The organism is Pseudomonas sp. FP453 (assembly GCF_030687495.1).
In the GTDB taxonomy this organism is placed as follows: Bacteria; Pseudomonadota; Gammaproteobacteria; order Pseudomonadales; family Pseudomonadaceae; genus Aquipseudomonas.
The window spans coordinates 3,873,491-3,891,773 of sequence record NZ_CP117435.1; the positions used below are offsets into that span (position 1 = coordinate 3,873,491).

At 60.4% G+C, this 18,283-nt stretch carries 16 protein-coding genes and 1 pseudogene; 9 read left to right on the forward strand and 8 right to left on the reverse strand.

Translation table 11 applies throughout. The features are described 5' to 3' along the window. Positions 1-26: 26 nt before the first annotated feature. Positions 27-1,454 (forward strand): PLP-dependent aminotransferase family protein, encoded by a 1,428-nt coding sequence (locus PSH87_RS17375; RefSeq protein ID WP_370695277.1) that lies wholly within the window; start codon positions 27-29, stop codon positions 1,452-1,454. A gap of 53 nt (positions 1,455-1,507) precedes the next feature. Here the strand turns inward: PSH87_RS17375 and PSH87_RS17380 are convergent, their stop codons facing one another. From PSH87_RS17380 to PSH87_RS17410, 7 genes are all read right to left on the reverse strand, one after another. After that, positions 1,508-1,996 (reverse strand): GNAT family N-acetyltransferase, encoded by a 489-nt coding sequence (locus PSH87_RS17380; protein ID WP_305430406.1) that lies wholly within the window; start codon positions 1,994-1,996, stop codon positions 1,508-1,510. Then, the gene (locus PSH87_RS17385; RefSeq protein ID WP_305430408.1) at positions 1,993-2,271 is read right to left on the reverse strand and encodes a 2Fe-2S iron-sulfur cluster binding domain-containing protein; all 279 of its coding nucleotides are present in this window, start codon (positions 2,269-2,271) and stop codon (positions 1,993-1,995) included. Before PSH87_RS17385 ends, PSH87_RS17380 begins: the two co-directional genes overlap by 4 nt. Then, positions 2,258-3,205, reverse strand: a complete 948-nt coding sequence (locus PSH87_RS17390) for a diiron oxygenase (protein WP_305430410.1) — start codon at positions 3,203-3,205, stop codon at positions 2,258-2,260. The genes PSH87_RS17385 and PSH87_RS17390 overlap by 14 nt, the downstream gene beginning before the upstream one ends. Further along, positions 3,192-3,965 (reverse strand): 2OG-Fe dioxygenase family protein, encoded by a 774-nt coding sequence (locus PSH87_RS17395; protein WP_305430411.1) that lies wholly within the window; start codon positions 3,963-3,965, stop codon positions 3,192-3,194. Before PSH87_RS17395 ends, PSH87_RS17390 begins: the two co-directional genes overlap by 14 nt. Positions 3,966-3,978: 13 nt before the next feature. Beyond that, positions 3,979-4,614: a LysE family translocator gene (locus tag PSH87_RS17400; RefSeq protein ID WP_305430413.1), complete on the reverse strand. Its 636-nt coding sequence runs from the start codon at positions 4,612-4,614 to the stop codon at positions 3,979-3,981. A 306-nt stretch (positions 4,615-4,920) separates the two neighbouring features. Next, positions 4,921-6,204, reverse strand: coding sequence for a Zn-dependent hydrolase (locus PSH87_RS17405; protein ID WP_305430414.1), 1,284 nt, complete (start codon positions 6,202-6,204; stop codon positions 4,921-4,923). 177 nt (positions 6,205-6,381) lie between these two features. Further along, positions 6,382-7,869, reverse strand: coding sequence for an NCS1 family nucleobase:cation symporter-1 (locus tag PSH87_RS17410; protein WP_305430416.1), 1,488 nt, complete (start codon positions 7,867-7,869; stop codon positions 6,382-6,384). Positions 7,870-8,461: 592 nt separating this feature from the next. Here PSH87_RS17410 and hydA point away from each other — a divergent pair. From hydA to preA, 3 genes are all read left to right on the forward strand, one after another. Then, positions 8,462-9,901 carry a dihydropyrimidinase gene (gene hydA, locus PSH87_RS17415; RefSeq protein ID WP_305430418.1) on the forward strand — a complete coding sequence of 480 codons (1,440 nt, stop codon included), beginning with the start codon at positions 8,462-8,464 and terminating at the stop codon, positions 9,899-9,901. Between the two features lie 172 nt (positions 9,902-10,073). Next, on the forward strand, positions 10,074-11,441 hold the full coding sequence (locus tag PSH87_RS17420) for an NAD(P)-dependent oxidoreductase (RefSeq protein WP_305430419.1): 1,368 nt from the start codon (positions 10,074-10,076) through the stop codon (positions 11,439-11,441). Further along, on the forward strand, positions 11,441-12,715 hold the full coding sequence (gene preA, locus PSH87_RS17425; RefSeq protein WP_305430420.1) for an NAD-dependent dihydropyrimidine dehydrogenase subunit PreA: 1,275 nt from the start codon (positions 11,441-11,443) through the stop codon (positions 12,713-12,715). Before PSH87_RS17420 ends, preA begins: the two co-directional genes overlap by 1 nt. 121 nt (positions 12,716-12,836) lie before the next feature. On the opposite strand, the gene PSH87_RS17430 is transcribed toward preA, so the two are convergent. Next, positions 12,837-13,457 (reverse strand): TetR/AcrR family transcriptional regulator, encoded by a 621-nt coding sequence (locus tag PSH87_RS17430; RefSeq protein WP_017737434.1) that lies wholly within the window; start codon positions 13,455-13,457, stop codon positions 12,837-12,839. A gap of 116 nt (positions 13,458-13,573) precedes the next feature. Between PSH87_RS17430 and copC the strand changes: the two genes are divergently transcribed. From copC to PSH87_RS17455, 5 genes and pseudogenes are all read left to right on the forward strand, one after another. Continuing rightward, positions 13,574-13,939 carry a copper homeostasis periplasmic binding protein CopC gene (copC, locus tag PSH87_RS17435; RefSeq protein ID WP_017737433.1) on the forward strand — a complete coding sequence of 122 codons (366 nt, stop codon included), beginning with the start codon at positions 13,574-13,576 and terminating at the stop codon, positions 13,937-13,939. 3 nt (positions 13,940-13,942) lie between these two features. After that, positions 13,943-14,800 carry a copper homeostasis membrane protein CopD gene (gene copD, locus PSH87_RS17440; protein ID WP_305430421.1) on the forward strand — a complete coding sequence of 286 codons (858 nt, stop codon included), beginning with the start codon at positions 13,943-13,945 and terminating at the stop codon, positions 14,798-14,800. 283 nt (positions 14,801-15,083) lie between these two features. Next, positions 15,084-16,347: pseudogene (locus tag PSH87_RS17445) on the forward strand (OprD family porin). A gap of 236 nt (positions 16,348-16,583) precedes the next feature. Next, positions 16,584-17,402, forward strand: coding sequence for an NAD(P)-dependent oxidoreductase (locus PSH87_RS17450; protein ID WP_305430422.1), 819 nt, complete (start codon positions 16,584-16,586; stop codon positions 17,400-17,402). Positions 17,403-17,405: 3 nt separating this feature from the next. Next, complete coding sequence (locus PSH87_RS17455) at positions 17,406-18,281, forward strand: SMP-30/gluconolactonase/LRE family protein (protein WP_305430423.1); 876 nt, start codon at positions 17,406-17,408, stop codon at positions 18,279-18,281. The last annotated feature ends 2 nt before the right edge of the window (positions 18,282-18,283 follow it).

Below are 18,283 nucleotides of genomic sequence, written 5' to 3' on the forward strand. Positions count from 1 at the left end.
CAGGACGGTATAGCGGTGAGGGATCAGTGGCAAAGTATTCAGAGTTGGCCCGTTTACTGCGCAGCAGAATTGAAATGGGCATGTACCAGGCGGGGCAACGACTTCCGTCTGTGCGCATCTTGAGCGCAGAACACGGCGTCAGCCTGGGCACCGTGCAACAGGCCTATCGCCTGCTGGAAGAAGAAGGCCTGGCATCGCCCGCGCCCAAGTCCGGCCACTTCGTGACCCGCAGGCAAAACCTGCACCTGTTGCCCACCATGCGCGCCATCGAAAAAAACCCCCTCGATATCCTGGAATGGGATGAAATCTACAAGGTGACCACCAGCACCCCGGATGAACGGGTGCTGCAACTGGGCAGAGGCATGCCCCACGTTGACACACCGACCTTGAAGCCCCTGATGAAAAGCCTGAGCCACGAAGCAAAACGCTGGCAAAAGGACGGGCTCAATTATGAAAACATCAAAGGCAACCTGGAATTAAGGACGCAAGTCAGTCGCTTGATTATCGATTCCGGCTGCCTGGTCGACCCCGAAGAAATCATCATCACCACCGGCTGCCAAGAGGCCCTGATGTGCTCCATACGGGCCATTTGCAGCCAGGGCGATATCGTTGTCGTCGAGTCGCCGAGCTTTCACGGGGCGATCCAGACCCTCAAGGTCTGCAGCATCAAAGTTATTGAAGTGCCCACCCATCCGCTGACGGGCATCTGCCTGGAATCACTGGAGCTGATCGCGCAGCGCTGGCCGATCCGCGCGGTACTGGTCAACCCGAACTGCAATAACCCGCTGGGTTATGTCATGCCGGATGAGCGCAAGGAAACCCTGGTGGAACTGTCCAGGACCTTCGGCTTTTTTATTATCGAAGATGACACCTACGGCGACCTCACGTACCCGTACCCGCGCCCGAAAACCATCAAGTCCCTCGACGCCGAGGGCAAGATCATCCTCTGCGGCTCTTTCTCAAAAACACTCGCGCCGGGGCTGCGGGTGGGCTGGGTCGTGCCCGGGAAAATCTACGACAAAGTGCTGCATATCAAATACACCAGCTCCGGCGCCACGGCCACCGCCAACCAACGCGCCATTGCCGAGTTCATGGGCAAGGGCTTGTACCAGATCCATCTGCGGCGCATGCGTGCCAACTACAAGGCCAACCGCGAGTTGATGACCAGTTGGATCTCCAAATACTTCAACCCGAGCATTCGGATCAGCCGCCCCCAAGGCGGGTATTTCTTGTGGATGGAGCTGCCGGACGGCGTGTCGGCCTATGAGCTGAGCGACTACTTGGTGCAACACAACATACAAATTGCCACCGGGAAAATATTCTCCTCGTCCGGCAAGTATGAAAACTGCATCCGCATCAACTACGGCGGCGCGCTCGATGAGCGGGTCGAAGAAGCGATCAAGATGATCGGCAAACGGGTCATGGACCTCAGCGTTTCCAACATGCTGCGCTAGTGCCCCAATGACAAACAGGCCGGTGACGGCCTGCCTGCCTCGGCGCATCGATGTCAGCTTGCAGAAAAACGAATGGTGTAGACGCGTTCCGGGCCTGGGCCTGGCTGGTCCGCCCCCCTCACCCAACCGGTTGACTCGTACAACCGGACGGCCTCTTTGTAGCGTGCCCGGGTTTTCAGGAAAATCTCCTTGAAGCCCAATTGCCGTGCCGTCGCCACCGCCGCCTGGAGCATCGCCACGCCTGCACCAAAACCACGGTAGTCCTTGTCCAGGTAGTACTTGGTGAGTTTCACCCGACCATCGTCGCCGCCCGTGAGGATCGCGGACCCCACCGGCAGATCGCCAAACACCGTGACCAGCTCCACGACATTCGCCTTGGGCACACCAAAGCACATGATGTCGCGGTCGTCATCGTCGGGGTCTGCCGCGATGCCGTACTCCACAAAGGTCTTGAACACCATTTTGCGGATGGCGATCGCGTCGTCGAGTCTTGCGCTGCGAATCTGGAAGTGTTCATTTTCTACGTAAACTGTCTCGCTCATGGGTACCAAGCCTCAACTTCAATGTCCGAGAGCGGAACCAGCACACAGGGCAAGATTGCGTTGTGCCCTCGTTCCTTTTCCGTGAGTGCAAGCATGGGGGCCCACGAGCTGTACTCACCGGAGACAAACTTCACCTGGCAGGCACCGCACCGCCCCTGTCGGCAACGGGTACGCACCAGGCCGAGTTTTTCACAGGCATTCACCAGCGAAAACACGTCGCCGACGATGGGCTCACGCTGCCCTGCGCAGGCGAGGGTAAAATTATTGGCGGTCATCGTTGGTCCATTCCCATTCCAGGCTGTCATAGAGCTTCATCAAGCCGCGATTGTTGTTCGTAAACTCGACGCCGCGCTGCAGCTCTACTGCGTTGTCTACCACGGCCGCGCGCACACCCTCGAGCGAGGGCCGACCGAGTTGGTCAATCACGGTGATCCAGGCATTGAGATCGGCCCTGAAGAAGTTTTTCGCGACCAACTCGACCGTTTCCTTGAACACCTGCTTTCCGTCTTTGGAGAGCTGCCAATAGATATCCCGCGCCAACACCGCAAACTGCGAGCCATGGCTCCACTCGTCCTTGGCATGGGCGTTGACCGCCGCGAGAAACATCGGCTGGATCGACGTCGCGTTCGCCAGCAGGTCCAGGTAATCGGTGATGTGGTTCTCTGTGCAGCAGGCCGTGGCGATACGCGCAATGCGGCGCTTCCATTCGCTATCCAGCCCATGGATATAAGCATTCATGACATTCACCAGGTGAAAGTCCGCAGGAAACAAGGCGAGTTGCCGGTTGGCCCGCACCTCATCACAGGTGAGCACGGCCAGCAGCGTGTGGTAGCCCTCGTCCGTCATCGCCTCGGCCATGGAGCGCGCCATCTCGGGGCCGACACTGTTGTCTTGCCGCGAACGAATGACTTCGATACAGGCCGGCGTGACCAAATCGGTTTCAATAAAAATGGTATTGCTCTGATAAATAATCCACCCGGCAGAGAGCAGGTCGTTCTTATCTTGAGGGTCCAGGGCGCGCCACGCGTCGAACGACGAGAAGGGCACCATCGACTCCATAAAGTCGGGGGCATGCATATCAAACGCAAGGCTGGTGATACCTTTAAAGCGCATGACTTCGGCGTCAAACGACCAACTTTGGCTGATGCGCTCAATCACTTCCCGCGAGTAATCACGGGTTTCAATATCCATTGCACTATGACGCGACATGCTCAGCCCCTTGCGCCGTGAATTCCAGAAACAACATATCCCGCGAGGCGACGCCATCGTCTGCCGTGTTCATTTGACTGACGCTGTGATACACCTTGGAATCATCAAAGATCACCAGGTCGCCATAACGCTTGAGGGTGAAACTTTCGAGCAGGGCCTTGTCATTGTCATAGATGGAGTTTTCTGCACCGGTGCAATTGTCCGTGCGGTTCACGCAAAACAAACTGGAAAACGTCACACCGTCCTTATGGATGCCTTCCGGCGTTGGGAAACCGGCAACGCCACGCGACGAGGTAATTCGCACTTGATGCAAATACACCTGCCACACCGCCACATCCTTATAGCGAGTAAAGATCGCCACATAATCGCGAATCATGCGTTTTATAAACGGGTGTGTCGCAATATAGGGAGTGATCGATTCAAAGTAGCGGTCCACACCACCATTCAAGGTATTCGTGTACTTGTCCTGGAAGAACGGCCGATGCGGAAGAATACCGATCTCATCGTTGAGCACACTGTAGCGAAGTTCGGTAAACCGGCGCCGACGGTATTTGCCGCCGTCCGCCATAAACTCATCCGGTGGCAAGCTGTCCCACGTCTGCAGGAACGCTCGCCAGTCCTCGGAACGATGGGCCAGCGTTACAAAATAGTTGAAATAGTTACCCACCCAATAACCGCCGTGCCTGAGTTGCTGCTCAATCAGATCAGAGGTGCTTTGCACAGTTGACAATGAACGGGCTGCAGAGCCTTCATACTTCATAGATAGTTATCCTTCAATGGATGGTAGAGAACCCTAATGCCGCACCAAAAAATACGAAGAATACAGCGACTACTTTGGAACCGATTCTACTGGCGGAGGGCGACGTCAACTTCGACGCGATCCTGGTCGCCACGACGGCGTAACAGGAAAGAATCGAAAACTTTATCAGCGCGCTGATAACCACAAGAAACGCAAAGAACTGAAGATCGGGCGTGCCACTTTTTTCGAACTGCGGCAGCAGCGCGGTAAAGTACACCAGCGCCTTGGGATTACTGATGCCGATCAAAAAGGACTGGGCCCATTGGCGCGTCAAAGCGGGCGCCCTGACAACAGGTGCATCAGCACTGGCAGTACTCATGATCGCGCGGCTTTTCTTGAATGCGCCAACCCCCAAGTAAACAAGATACGCCGCACCGGCCAGTTTCAATACATTGAACATCGACGGATGCTCTGCAAAAAAAGTGGCAATCCCCAATGACGAGATCAAGCCCATGATCAAGATGGCAAACACATCACCGGTCAATACGCCAATCGCTTTCAATGGCCCATACTTGATCGAGTTATTCACCAGGAACACCGTTGACGGCCCTGGCGAACCGGCCTGCACCATCGTGATCAGAATGAACGACAGCCACGCATAGATAGTCATGCTTAAACTCCGGACAGATACAACTGGACGATTAGACTTTCCGGCACTTGCATTAAGACGGGCCCAACGCAACTCAACGAATAAGCTATTGTTAACGCTACTCGGTACTTAATTAAGATCCAGAAAAACCACTTCTTTAGTGCACAGTTGAACGCCCGGCCATCTGTATGGTGGTTTTTTTCAGCATCTGTACCAGAGCAGGCACGCCATGTTTTTCTGGGAGAAGACGAAAAAAAACCGGCACCAGGCGCCGGTTTGTGCGGGTGGACGCGCCAGGTGGCGCATCCGCGAGTAATGAAAAATGCGTCAGGCGGCCATCTGGCGCCCCGCTATCGCGGCGGAAGCGGCAACCATCGCCCGCAGCAACACGGCACAACCCGCCGCCAGATCATCCGGTGCGGCGTTCTCGATTTCGTTATGGCTGATGCCCCCTTCGCACGGCACAAAAATCATCCCCGCCGGGCCCAACTCGGCGACGAAGATCGCGTCGTGCCCCGCCCCGCTGACAATGTCCATGTTCGACAGGCCCAAGCCATTGGCCGCATCGCGCACGGCGTCCACACAGCCTTTGTCGAAATACAGCGGCGGGAAGTCCGCCGTCGGCGCCATTTCAAAACTCAAGCCATGCTTGGCGCAGGTCTCATCGATCACCGTGCGCACCTGGGCAATCATCGAATCCAACCGCGCCGGCTCCAGGTGACGGAAATCCAGGGTCATGCGCACCTCGCCGGGAATCACATTGCGTGAGCCCGGATAGGCTTGCAGGCAGCCCACCGTGCCACACGCATGGGGCTGATGCCCCAACGCCGCCGCGTTCACCGCTGCCACCACGGCCGCTGCGCCCACCAGGGCATCCTTGCGCAGGTGCATCGGCGTCGGCCCCGCGTGGGCTTCGACGCCACGCAGTTTCAGGTCGAACCACTTCTGGCCCAGCGCGCCCAGTACCACGCCGATGGTCTTTTTCTCATCCTCAAGAATTGGCCCCTGTTCGATATGCGCTTCGAAATATGCGCCGACCTTGTGCCCGCTTTCCGGCCGGGTACCGGCGTAGCCAATGGCGTTCAAAGCATCACCCACCGAGACGCCATCGGCATCGACCTTGGCCAGGGTATCTGCCAGGCTGAATTTCTCGGCAAACACCCCCGAGCCCATCATGCACGGCGGGAAGCGCGAGCCTTCTTCGTTGGTCCACACCACCACTTCCAGCGGCGCCTCGGTTTCCACGTTGAGGTCATTGAGGGTACGCAGCACTTCCACACCGGCGAGCACACCGAAGCAGCCGTCGAACTTGCCGCCGGTGGGCTGGGTGTCGATATGGCTGCCGGTCATCACCGGTGGCAAGTCAGGGTTGCGCCCCGGGCGACGGGCGAAGATGTTGCCGATACCGTCGATGGTCACGGTGCAACCGGCGGCTTCGCACCACTGTACGAACAGGTCGCGGGCCTGGCGGTCGAGGTCGGTGAGGGCCAGGCGGCACACGCCGCCTTTGGGTGTGGCGCCGAGCTGGGCGAGGTCCATCAGGGACTGCCACAAACGGTCGCGATTGATGTGCTGATGGGTGGATTGCAGAACGTCGAGGGCAGCGTTCATGGGGATCTCCTCAGGCTACATTTCTTATGGATTGAACTCGCTTCAACAGGTCGGCGCTGGCTTTTGTGGGAGCTGGCTTGCCTGCGATGGCATCGACTCAGTTTGTCTGATGTACCGAGTTGCCTGCATCGCAGGCAAGCCAGCTCCCACACAAGCCAGCTCCCACATTGACCGTGTCTACAACGGGGATTTGGCGGCGACCGCTGCGGCCCCGCGCTTGGCATTCAGGGCGTAATACAACACCCCACCCAACGCCGAACCGGTAAACCAGCCATAGCTGTAGAACCAGCTGAACGCATCACTGCCCAACGACAGCAACGTCAGCACCACCGGCACGCCAAAGGCGATAAACCCGCTCCAGTTCCACGCCGGGTACACGTCATCGCGGTACAGGCCGGCCAGGTCCAGTTGTTGTTTGCGGGTGATGAAATAGTCCACCACCATGATCCCGGCAATCGGCCCCAGCAGGCTTGAATAGCCCAACAGCCAGTTGGAATAGACGGTCTCCAGGCTCACATCCGAGACGATCAGACCGAGCTTTTTCAGCAACTCATGCCCCATCAGCGCGAGCCCCACCAACCCGGTAAGGATCACTGCCGTAGTGCGGTTGATCAGCTTCGGCGCGATGTTCTGGAAGTCGTTGGTCGGCGAGACAATGTTCGCCGCCGTGTTGGTGGACAAGGTGGCGATGATGATCAACAGCATCGCAATGGCCACCCACACCGGGCTCTGGATATGCCCGATCAAGGTCACCGGGTCGGACACACTGACCCCCACCAGTTTCACCGACGCGGCCGTCATGATCACGCCCAGCGCCGCGAACAGGAACATGGTCAGCGGCAGGCCGAAGATCTGCCCGAGGATCTGGTCCTTCTGGCTTTTCGCGTAGCGGCTGAAATCAGGAATATTCAGCGACAAGGTGGCCCAGAACCCCACCATCGCAGTCAGGCCAGCCATGAAGTAACCGGTCAGGCTCGCGCCTTCCGGGCGCTTCGGCGGGATCGCCATCAACTCGCTGATGGACACATTGGGCATCGCCCACACCAGCAGGCCAATCCCCACCGCCACCAGCAGCGGCGCCGACAGGGTTTCCAGGCGCTTGATCGACTCGGCGCCACGCAGCACCACCCACAAATTCAGGCACCAGAAAAACATGAAGCCGATCACTTCACCGGTGCCGCCGAGGGACTTCCAGCCCTCGAAAATCGAGCCCAGAAACAAGTGAATCGCCAGCCCGCCAAACATCGTCTGGATACCAAACCAGCCGCACGCCACCAGCGCGCGAATCAGACACGGCACGTTGGAGCCGAGAATGCCGAACGACGAACGCAACAGCACCGGAAACGGAATGCCGTACTTGGTCCCGGGAAACGCGTTGAGGGTCAGCGGGATCAACACCACGATATTGGCCAGCAAGATCGCCATCAGCGCCTCGCCCACCGACAAGCCGAAGTACGCGGTGAGCACCCCGCCCAACGTGTAGGTGGGCACGCAGATCGACATGCCGACCCACAGCGCGGTGATGTGCCACTTGTTCCAGGTTCGTTCATGCACCTTGGTCGGTGCCATATCGTGGTTGTAGCGGGGGCTGTCGAGGACGTCGGGGCCGGCGTCGAGTTCGTACAGGCCGTTGCGTTCTATGACTTGCGATCTGTTCTGTTGCATGGCCGCTCCACGGTTTTCTCGAATTATTGTTGCTCATCCAACGCTTGGCGCTGGATGGCCGGAGTACCTCGTAAACAACATGACATCACGGGTCCGGCCAGCCGCCACTGCACTCAATAATCGTGCCGACAACTGTCACCACACCCGAACCGCTTGTATAACTGGCTGATGTTAATCAGCTTTCCGATTGAACCTACGGTACTGCTCACAGGGCTCAGGCTAAACCCGGCGGAAGTTGCCCGAACTGTCAGGACTCAATCTGGTGCAACACAATTATTTTTATTTCCCAGCGCCGTCAAGCGGCATATCTCAAGCGTCTGATTTGCAATAAGAAATGTTGCTCAATTTAAGAACCTGTCAAGTGCGTCAAAACAGTGAACGCCCGCTTCATTTTGGTGATTTTAATTTTTAATCGTTAGAAATCAATACGTTAATAACAATATAAGCTTATAAAAAATCTTCTTGCCCAATCGAAAAACTCGGGCTAGTTTCTATTCCTGTCACCGCTGACAGGAATTAACCCACCTATCGGCAAGCAGCATTACAACACTTAGAACTGGCACAAGCCGGTCAAGCCTGTGAGGAACTCGACATGTCGCTGTTGATCCGTGGCGCCACCGTTATTACCCATGATGAAAGTTACCGCGCCGATGTTTTATGCGCAGGCGGTCTAATCCGCGCCATTGGCACGGACCTGGAGATTCCCGCCGGCACTGAAATACTCGACGGCAGCGGCCAATACCTGATGCCGGGCGGCATCGACCCCCACACCCATATGCAACTGCCCTTCATGGGCACCGTGGCCAGTGAAGACTTTTTCAGTGGTACGGCGGCGGGTCTGGCGGGCGGTACCACGTCGATCATCGACTTCGTGATTCCCAACCCGCAGCAGTCCTTGCTCGAAGCCTTTCACCAGTGGCGCGGCTGGGCAGAAAAGTCTGCTGCCGACTATGGCTTCCACGTCGCGATCACCTGGTGGAGCGAGCAGGTGCGCGAGGAGATGGCCGAGTTGGTCAGCCACCACGGTATCAACAGCTTCAAACACTTCATGGCCTACAAGAACGCGATCATGGCGGCCGACGACACCCTGGTCGCCAGCTTCGAGCGCTGCCTGGAACTGGGTGCGGTGCCCACCGTGCACGCGGAAAACGGCGAGCTGGTGTACCACCTGCAACGCAAGCTGATGGCCCAGGGCATCACCGGCCCCGAAGCGCACCCGCTGTCACGGCCATCCCAGGTGGAAGGCGAAGCGGCGAGCCGGGCGATTCGCATCGCCGAGACCATCGGCACCCCGCTGTACCTGGTGCACGTCTCGACCCAGGAAGCACTGGACGAAATCACCTACGCCCGCAGCAAAGGCCAGCCGGTGTATGGCGAAGTCCTCGCCGGCCACCTGCTGCTGGACGACAGCGTCTACCGCCACCCCGACTGGCAGACCGCCGCCGGCTACGTGATGAGCCCGCCGTTCCGCCCACGCGGGCATCAAGAGGCGCTGTGGCACGGCCTGCAATCGGGCAACCTGCACACCACCGCCACCGATCACTGCTGCTTCTGCGTCGAGCAAAAAGCCGCCGGCCGAGACGACTTCAGCAAGATCCCCAACGGCACCGCCGGCATCGAAGACCGCATGGCGCTGCTGTGGGACGAAGGCGTCAACACCGGGCGCTTGTCGATGCAGGAATTCGTCGCGCTGACCTCAACCAACACCGCGAAGATCTTCAACCTTTACCCACGCAAAGGCGCGATCCGCGTGGGCGCCGATGCCGACCTGGTGCTGTGGGATCCCGAGGGTACACGGACGATTTCCGCCAAGACCCACCATCAGAACGTCGATTTCAATATCTTCGAAGGCAAGACCGTACGCGGTGTGCCAAGCCACACCGTGAGCCAGGGCAAGCTGGTCTGGGCCGATGGCGACCTGCGCGCTGAACGCGGTGCCGGGCGCTATGTGCAGCGGCCGGCGTATCCGCCGGTGTTTGAGCAGTTGAGCAAGCGGGCTGAGCATTCCAGGCCCACGGCTGTGAAACGCTGAGAGCGCCAATCGCGGGCAAGCCAGCTCCCACATTTGAACTGCATTCACAAATAGAAATGTGTGAACACATTTCAAATGTGGGAGCTGGCTTGCCTGCGATGAGGCCAGTACAGGCAACACAAAAACCAATGCCCATCAGAGGCAGCACCTCAATAACCGTGAGGCCACCACCGTGATCCAGACCCTGACCCACCTCCCCCATCCCCTTGAGGATGGACCGACCCTCGCCAGCCACTTCACCGACCTGGCACCGCCCCTCAACGCCCGCCAGGCGCAACTGGAGGCTTCCCGCTGCCTGTATTGCTACGACGCGCCGTGCGTCAACGCCTGCCCCAGCGAAATCGACATCCCGTCCTTCATCCGCAATATCCACACCGACAACGTGCAAGGCGCCGCGCAGAAAATCCTCTCGGCCAACATCCTCGGCGGCAGCTGCGCCCGCGTCTGCCCTACCGAAATCCTTTGCCAGCAAGCCTGTGTGCGCAACAACGCGGAAGAATGCGCGCCGGTGCTGATCGGCCTGCTGCAACGGTATGCCGTGGACAACGCGCACTTCAGCGAACACCCGTTCCACCGCGCCGCCGCCACCGGCAAACGCATCGCGGTCGTCGGCGCAGGGCCGGCCGGTTTGGCCTGCGCCCATCGCAGCGCACTGCACGGCCATGACGTGGTGGTGTTCGAAGCACGGGAAAAAGCCGGCGGCCTGAATGAATACGGGATCGCCAAGTACAAGCTGGTGGATGATTTCGCGCAGAAGGAACTGGATTTCCTCCTGCAGATCGGCGGCATCGAGATCCGCCACGGCCAGCGCCTGGGCGACAACCTCACCCTGAGCGAACTGCACCAGCAATTCGATGCGGTGTTCCTTGGCCTCGGCCTGGCCGCAAGCAAACAGCTCGGCCTGCCCCATGAAGACGCCCCCGGCCTGCTCGCCGCCACCGACTACATCCGCGAATTGCGCCAAACCGACGACCTCACCCAACTGCCCCTGGCCGACCGCTGCATCGTGCTCGGCGCCGGCAACACCGCCATCGACATGGCCGTGCAGATGGCCCGCCTCGGCGCCCGCGATGTCAACCTCGTGTACCGCCGTGGCGTGGCGGACATGGGCGCCACCCGACATGAACAGGACATCGCCAAGGCCAACCAGGTCCGCCTGCTGACCTGGGCCCAACCCGAAGAAATCCTGCTGGATGATCAGGGCCACGTGCGCGGCATGCGCTTCCTGCGCACGCGCATGGAAAACGGCCGCCTGCACCCCACCGGCGAGACCTTCGAACTGGCCGCCGATGCGATCTTCAAGGCCATCGGCCAGGGCTTTGACAGCGACGCGTTGCACGACCCGCTGGCCCAGCAACTGCACCGCGTCGGCGAACGGATTTTCGTCGATGAGCACCTGCGCACCAGCATTCCCGGGGTGTACGCCGGTGGCGATTGCGTCAGCCTCGGCCAGGACCTCACCGTGCAGGCGGTGCAACACGGCAAGCTGGCCGCCGAGGCCATGCACGCCCAACTCATGCTGACTGTGGAGGCTGCGTAATGGCCGATCTCTCGATTGTATTTGCCGGTATCAAAGCCCCCAACCCGTTCTGGCTGGCCTCCGCGCCGCCCACCGACAAGGCCTACAACGTGGTCCGCGCCTTCGAAGCCGGCTGGGGCGGCGTGGTCTGGAAAACCCTCGGCGAAGACCCGGCGGCGGTCAACGTGTCCTCGCGCTACTCGGCCCACTACGGCGCCAACCGTGAAGTGCTGGGCATCAACAATATCGAGTTGATCACCGACCGCTCCCTGGAGATCAACCTGCGGGAAATCACCCAGGTGAAAAAGGACTGGCCCGACCGCGCGCTGATCGTCTCGCTGATGGTGCCGTGCGTGGAAGAGTCCTGGAAAAACATCCTGCCACTGGTGGAAGCCACCGGCTGCGACGGCATCGAGCTGAACTTCGGCTGCCCCCACGGCATGCCCGAACGCGGCATGGGCGCGGCGGTGGGCCAGGTGCCGGAATATGTGGAACAGGTGACGCGCTGGTGCAAGACGTACTGCTCGCTGCCGGTGATCGTCAAGCTCACGCCGAACATCACCGACATCCGCGTGGCCGCACGGGCGGCGTATCGCGGCGGGGCGGATGCGGTGTCGCTGATCAACACCATCAACTCCATCACCAGCGTCGACCTGGAACGCATGGTCGCCCTGCCGATGGTCGGCACCCAGAGCACCCACGGCGGTTACTGCGGCTCGGCGGTCAAGCCCATCGCGCTGAACATGGTCGCCGAAATCGCCCGCGACCCGCAGACCCAAGGCCTGCCGATCTGCGGCATCGGCGGCATTGGCAACTGGCGCGATGCGGCGGAGTTCATCGCCCTCGGCTGCGGCGCGGTGCAGGTGTGCACGGCGGCGATGCTGCACGGGTTTCGCATTGTCGATGAGATGAAGGACGGGCTGTCGCGCTGGATGGACAGCCAGGGCTACAAGAGCTTGCAGGAATTCTCCGGGCGGGCGGTGGGCAATACCACGGACTGGAAGTACCTGGACATCAACTATCAGGTGATCGCGAAGATCGACCAGGCGGCGTGCATTGGCTGTGGACGTTGCCATATTGCCTGTGAGGATACGTCGCACCAGGCCATTACCAGTTTGAAACAGGCGGATGGGACGCATGTCTACGAGGTAATTGATGACGAATGCGTGGGCTGCAACCTGTGCCAGATCACCTGCCCGGTGGCGGATTGTATCGAGATGGTGGCGGTGGATACGGGCAAGCCGTTTCTGAATTGGACGCAGGATCCAAGGAATCCGTATCGGGAGGCTGTGTAGTCTTTTAGATCGCTATCGCAGGCAAGCCAGCTCCCACAGTGACCGCATTTCGTCTGAAGGAATGCAGTCCACTGTGGGAGCTGGCTTGCCTGCGATGAGGCCATCAGCGTCACCACAAGGCTCAAGGCTCCAACCCAATCCCCCGCAAAATCACCCCCGTGACCGTCTGGATCGCCTTCTCAAACTGCCTGTCCGACAACGGCTGGTGATCATTCAAAATCTTCACCTGGTGATCAAAGTCGGCATAGTGCTGGGTCGACGCCCAGATCATATACAGCAGGCTCGACGGCTCCACCGGCAGGATGCGTTTGTCTTCCACCCACTGGCGAATCTTCGCTTCCTTCATCTTGGCCCAGTCGTACAGGCTCGCATCCAGCGCCTCACCGAGGGTCGGCGCGCCGTGGATGATTTCATTGGCCCAGACCTTGGAGCCATACGGCCGCGTGCGCGAGCGCTGCATCTTGGCGCGGATGTAGCTGCTGAGCACCACGCGCGGGTCATCGAAGGTTTCAAAGCTCAGGGCGTCCTGCTTCCACAGGTCCAGCAGGTCGAACAGCACCGCGCTGTACAGCTCGCTCTTGGTGGTGAAGTAGTAATGCAGGTTGGAACGCGGCAGTTGCACTTCTTCGGCGATGTCGGCCATGGCGGTGCTGCCATAGCCCTTCTCGGCGAAGACCTTCTCCGCCGCCAGCAGGATTTTTTCGACGTTGACCCGACGAATGCCACTCTTGTGATTGCCCATAAGGGCTCCCCGACAACAACATGGGTTAGAGACTACCACCGGCTCTAGATCGCGGCGACAGGCCATACTGAAACTTCGTACACTGCCCCCTTCTCCCCATTGATTGGTATTGCACAATGTTGATCAAAAAGACCCTGACCACCGTCGCCCTGCTCGCCTCGCTGCTCGGCGCTTCGGCAGCCTTTGCCCACGCCCACCTGAAAAGCACCACGCCCGCGGCCGACAGCACCGTCGCCGCGCCGGCCGACCTGCGCCTGACCTTCAGCGAGGGCGTGGAAGCCACCTTCACCAAAGTCTCACTGAGCAAGGACGGCACGGAAATCGCGATCAAGGGTCTGGAAACCCCCGACGCCGACAAGAAAACCCTGGTCGTCACGCCAGCGGCGCCACTGGCCGCGGGTAACTACAAGGTGGTGTGGAACGCGGTGTCGGTCGACACCCACAAGAGCAATGGCGAATACAGCTTCAAGGTCGGCCAATAACCCATGGCAACCCTGCTGGTGCTGTGCCGCTTTGTGCATTTCATCGTCGTATTGCTGATGTTCGGAGCTTGCGTGTTCAAGCCCCTGTTACTCGGCGCCGGGCCACACCCGACGCTGGACCGGCACCTGCTGCGCATCACCCGGGCACTGGCCTGGGTCGGCCTGTTGTCGGGTGCGGCGTGGTTGCTGCTGATCACCGCCAGCATGGCCGGCAGCTGGGACGCGGCGCTGCAGCCGGCCACCGTGCAACTGGTGCTGGGCAAGACCTTTTTTGGCCAGGTGTGGAGCTGGCACCTGCTGTGCAACCTGTTGCTGGTGATTGCGCTGGCCAAGCCCTGGCCGGCATTGCGCCTGCCGTTGCTCGCACTGCTGCTGGTGACCCTGGCACCCGTGGGCCACGGTGCCATGCTCGATGGGCTCAGCGGGCGCTTGCTGATCCTCAACCAGGTGGTGCACCTGGTGTGCGTCGGCGCGTGGCTCGGTGGCTTGTTGGTGCTGGTGTTGATCCTGCGCCAACCCCAGGGCTATGCACTGGAGCCGATCCTGCGGCGGTTCAGCGGGGTCGGCTATGGTTTGGTTGCGGGGTTGTTGGTGACCGGGTTGATCAACGTGCGCGTGCTGACCGGGCAACTGTGGCCGACGCCCTTGTTGAGTGGTTTTGCCTTGATTCTGCTGGTCAAGGTGATGCTGGTGCTGGGCATGCTGGCCCTGGCGTTGTTGAACCGCTTGCGGATCGAACGCTGTGACGAACGTCGCGCCAGCTTGAAGGCCAGCGTGCTGCTGGAGTGGCTGCTGGGGGTTGCGGCGGTCGCCGCCGTCTCCCTGCTGGGGACCTTGCCGCCGATGGTCATGGCCAACTGAAAATCCCCCACTCTTACATTGGACTCCACAGTTGTGGGAGCGGCCCTTTGTGGGAGCTGGCTTGCCTGCGATGCAGGCACCTCGGTACATCAGTTGCACCGAGGTGATGCTATCGCAGGCAAGCCAGCTCCCACAGGGACCGTGCTCACTTCTAAGCGGTGCCAGATCCAGTCATCGTATAACTTATTGTTGACAACCCCAGAAAACCCCGCAAATATCGCCCCAATGTTGTACGACGACGTACGACAAATAATAAAAACAACAAAAGAAAGGGAGCTCCACTGTGAGTCACTTCGCCCGCCATTCCTGCGCACGCCTGGGCCTTATCGGTCTTGGCAGCCTGAGCGCCGCCCTACCCCTCTGCGCCCAGGCCGACGGTTTCCTCGACGATGCCAAGGCTACGCTCAACCTGCGCAACGCCTACTTCAACCGCAACTTCACCAACCCGACCAATCCCCAGGCCAAGGCCGAGGAGTGGACGCAAAACTTCATTCTCGACGCCAAGTCCGGCTTCACCCAGGGCACCGTGGGCTTCGGCATCGATGTGCTGGGCCTGTACTCGCAAAAGCTCGACGGCGGCAAAGGCACCGGCGGTACCCAGTTGCTGCCGATCCATAGCGATGGCCGCCCGGCCGACAACTTCGGGCGTCTGGGCGTGGCGCTGAAGACTCGGTTGTCGAAGACGGAGTTGAAGGTGGGCGAATGGATGCCCGTGTTGCCGATCCTGCGTTCCGACGACGGCCGCTCCCTGCCGCAGACCTTCCGTGGCGGCCAGGTCACCTCCAGTGAAATCGCCGGCCTGACCCTCTACGGCGGCCAGTTCCGTGGCAACAGCCCACGCAACGACGCGAGCATGGAAGACATGTTCATGAACGGCAGAGCCGCCTTCACCTCGGACCGTTTCAACTTCGGCGGCGGCGAATACACGTTCAACGACAAACGCACCCAGGTCGGCCTGTGGTACGCCGAACTCACCGACATCTACCAGCAGCAATACCTCAACTTCACCCACAGCCAACCCGTGGGCGACTGGACCCTGGGCGCCAACCTCGGCTTCTTCAACGGCAAGGAAGACGGCAGCGCCCCTGGCCGGCGATCTCGACAACAAGACCACCTTCGCCCTGCTTTCGGCGCGCTATGGCGGCAGCACCTTCTACGTGGGCCTGCAGAAACTCACCGGCAACAGCGTGTGGATGAGGGTCAACGGCACCAGCGGCGGCACCCTGGCCAACGACAGCTACAACGCCAGCTATGACAACGCCCGGGAAAAATCCTGGCAACTGCGCCATGACTTCAACTTCGTGGTGCTGGGCGTGCCGGGGCTGACGATGATGAACCGCTATATCAGCGGCAGTAACGTGCACACCGGGGCGATCACCGACGGCAGGGAATGGGGGCGTGAATCGGAGCTGGCTTACACCGTGCAAAGTGGTGCGCTGAAGAACTTGAACGTGAAGTGGCGCAACTCGACCATGCGCCGGGATTTCAGCAACAATGAGTTCGATGAGAACCGGATATTCATCAGTTACCCGATTTCACTGTTGTAGGCCGCAACCCCTGCAAACACCACTGGCCCCCTGTGGGAACAGGCTTGTGTGGGAGCGGGCTTGCCCGCGATAGCGGTCTATCAGACAAAAAGATGCCAACTGACCAACCGCTATCGCAGGCAAGCCAGCTCCCACAGTAGACCTCGTTCGTCCAGGCGGGCGTTGACAATCCCGGGAATCAATACCGATACTCCACCGTAGTCATACGACAACCTACAACAACAATGGACCCGCCCATGACCACCACCCCTGCCGTTCCCTTCAACCGCCTGCTGCTCACCGGTGCCGCTGGCGGCCTGGGCAAAGTCCTGCGTGAACGCCTGCGCCCTTATGCCCACGTACTGCGCCTGTCGGACATCGCCGAGATGGCCCCGGCCAGCGATGACCGCGAAGAAGTGCAACCCTGCGACCTCGCCGACAAACAAGCCGTGCACCACCTCGTGGAAGGCGTCGACGCGATCCTGCACTTCGGCGGCGTCTCGGTTGAGCGCTCCTTCGAAGAAGTGCTCGGCGCCAACATCAGCGGCATATTCCACATCTACGAAGCGGCGCGCCGGCATGGCGTCAAGCGCGTGATCTTCGCCAGCTCCAACCATGTGATCGGCTTCCACAAGCAGGGCGAAATCCTCGACGCCCACTCGCCGCGTCGCCCGGACAGCTACTACGGCCTGTCCAAGTCCTACGGCGAAGACATGGCCAGCTTCTACTTCGATCGCTACGGCATCCAGACCGTGAGCATCCGCATCGGCTCCTCGTTCCCCGAGCCGCAGAACCGCCGCATGATGCACACCTGGCTGAGCTTCGACGACCTGACCCAACTGCTGGAGCGCGCGCTGTACACGCCAGACGTCGGCCACACCGTGGTCTACGGCATGTCGGACAACCTCGACACCTGGTGGGACAACCGCTACGCCGCGCACCTGGGCTACACGCCCAAGGACACTTCCGAAGTGTTCCGCGCCCAGGTTGAAACCCAGCCCCCGGTGGCCGCCGATGACCCGGCCAAGGTCTACCAGGGCGGCGCGTTCTGCGCCGCCGGGCCATTCGGAGACTGACCCGTGACGGCTGAATTGATTGTCGACGCGCGCAACACCGTGGGCGAATGCCCGGTGTGGGTGCCGGAGGAAAACGCGCTGTACTGGGTGGACATCCCCAACGGCGGCCTGCAACGCTGGAGCGCCGCCAGCGGCCACGTCGCCGCCTGGAAAACCCCGGAAATGCTCGCCTGCATTGCCCGCACCACCACGGGCAACTGGGTTGCGGGAATGGAAAGCGGCTTCTTCCAACTCACCGCGCACAGCGATGGCAGCCTCGACACCACGCGCCTGGCCAAGGTCGAGCACCCACGCGCCGACATGCGCCTGAACGATGGCCGCTGTGATCGCCAGGGCCGCTTCTGGGCCGGCAGCATGGTGCTGAACATGGGCCTGAATGCCGCCGAGGGCATCCTCTACCGCTACGCGGCGGGCCAGGCGCCCCATGCCGCGCTGGACGGTTTTATCACCCTCAACGGCCTGGCCTTCAGCCCCGATGGGCGCACGATGTACGCTTCCGACTCGCACCCGCTGGTGCAGCAGATCTGGGCGTTCGACTACGACATCGACAGCGGCACGCCGTCCAACCGCCGCGTGTTCGTGGACATGCACCCACACCCCGGCCGCCCCGATGGTGCTGCGGTGGACGCCGACGGTTGCTACTGGATCTGCGCCAACGACGCCGGGCTGATCCACCGCTTCACCCCTGACGGGCGCCTCGATCGCTCCCTCAGCGTGCCGGTGAAAAAACCCACCATGTGCGCGTTTGGTGGCAGCCGCCTGGACACCCTGTTCGTCACCTCGATCCGTGATGATCAGGGTGAACAGTCACTGTCGGGCGGTGTGTTTGCCCTCAATCCGGGTGTGCAGGGCTTGGCCGAGCCGACTTTCACTCTCTGACG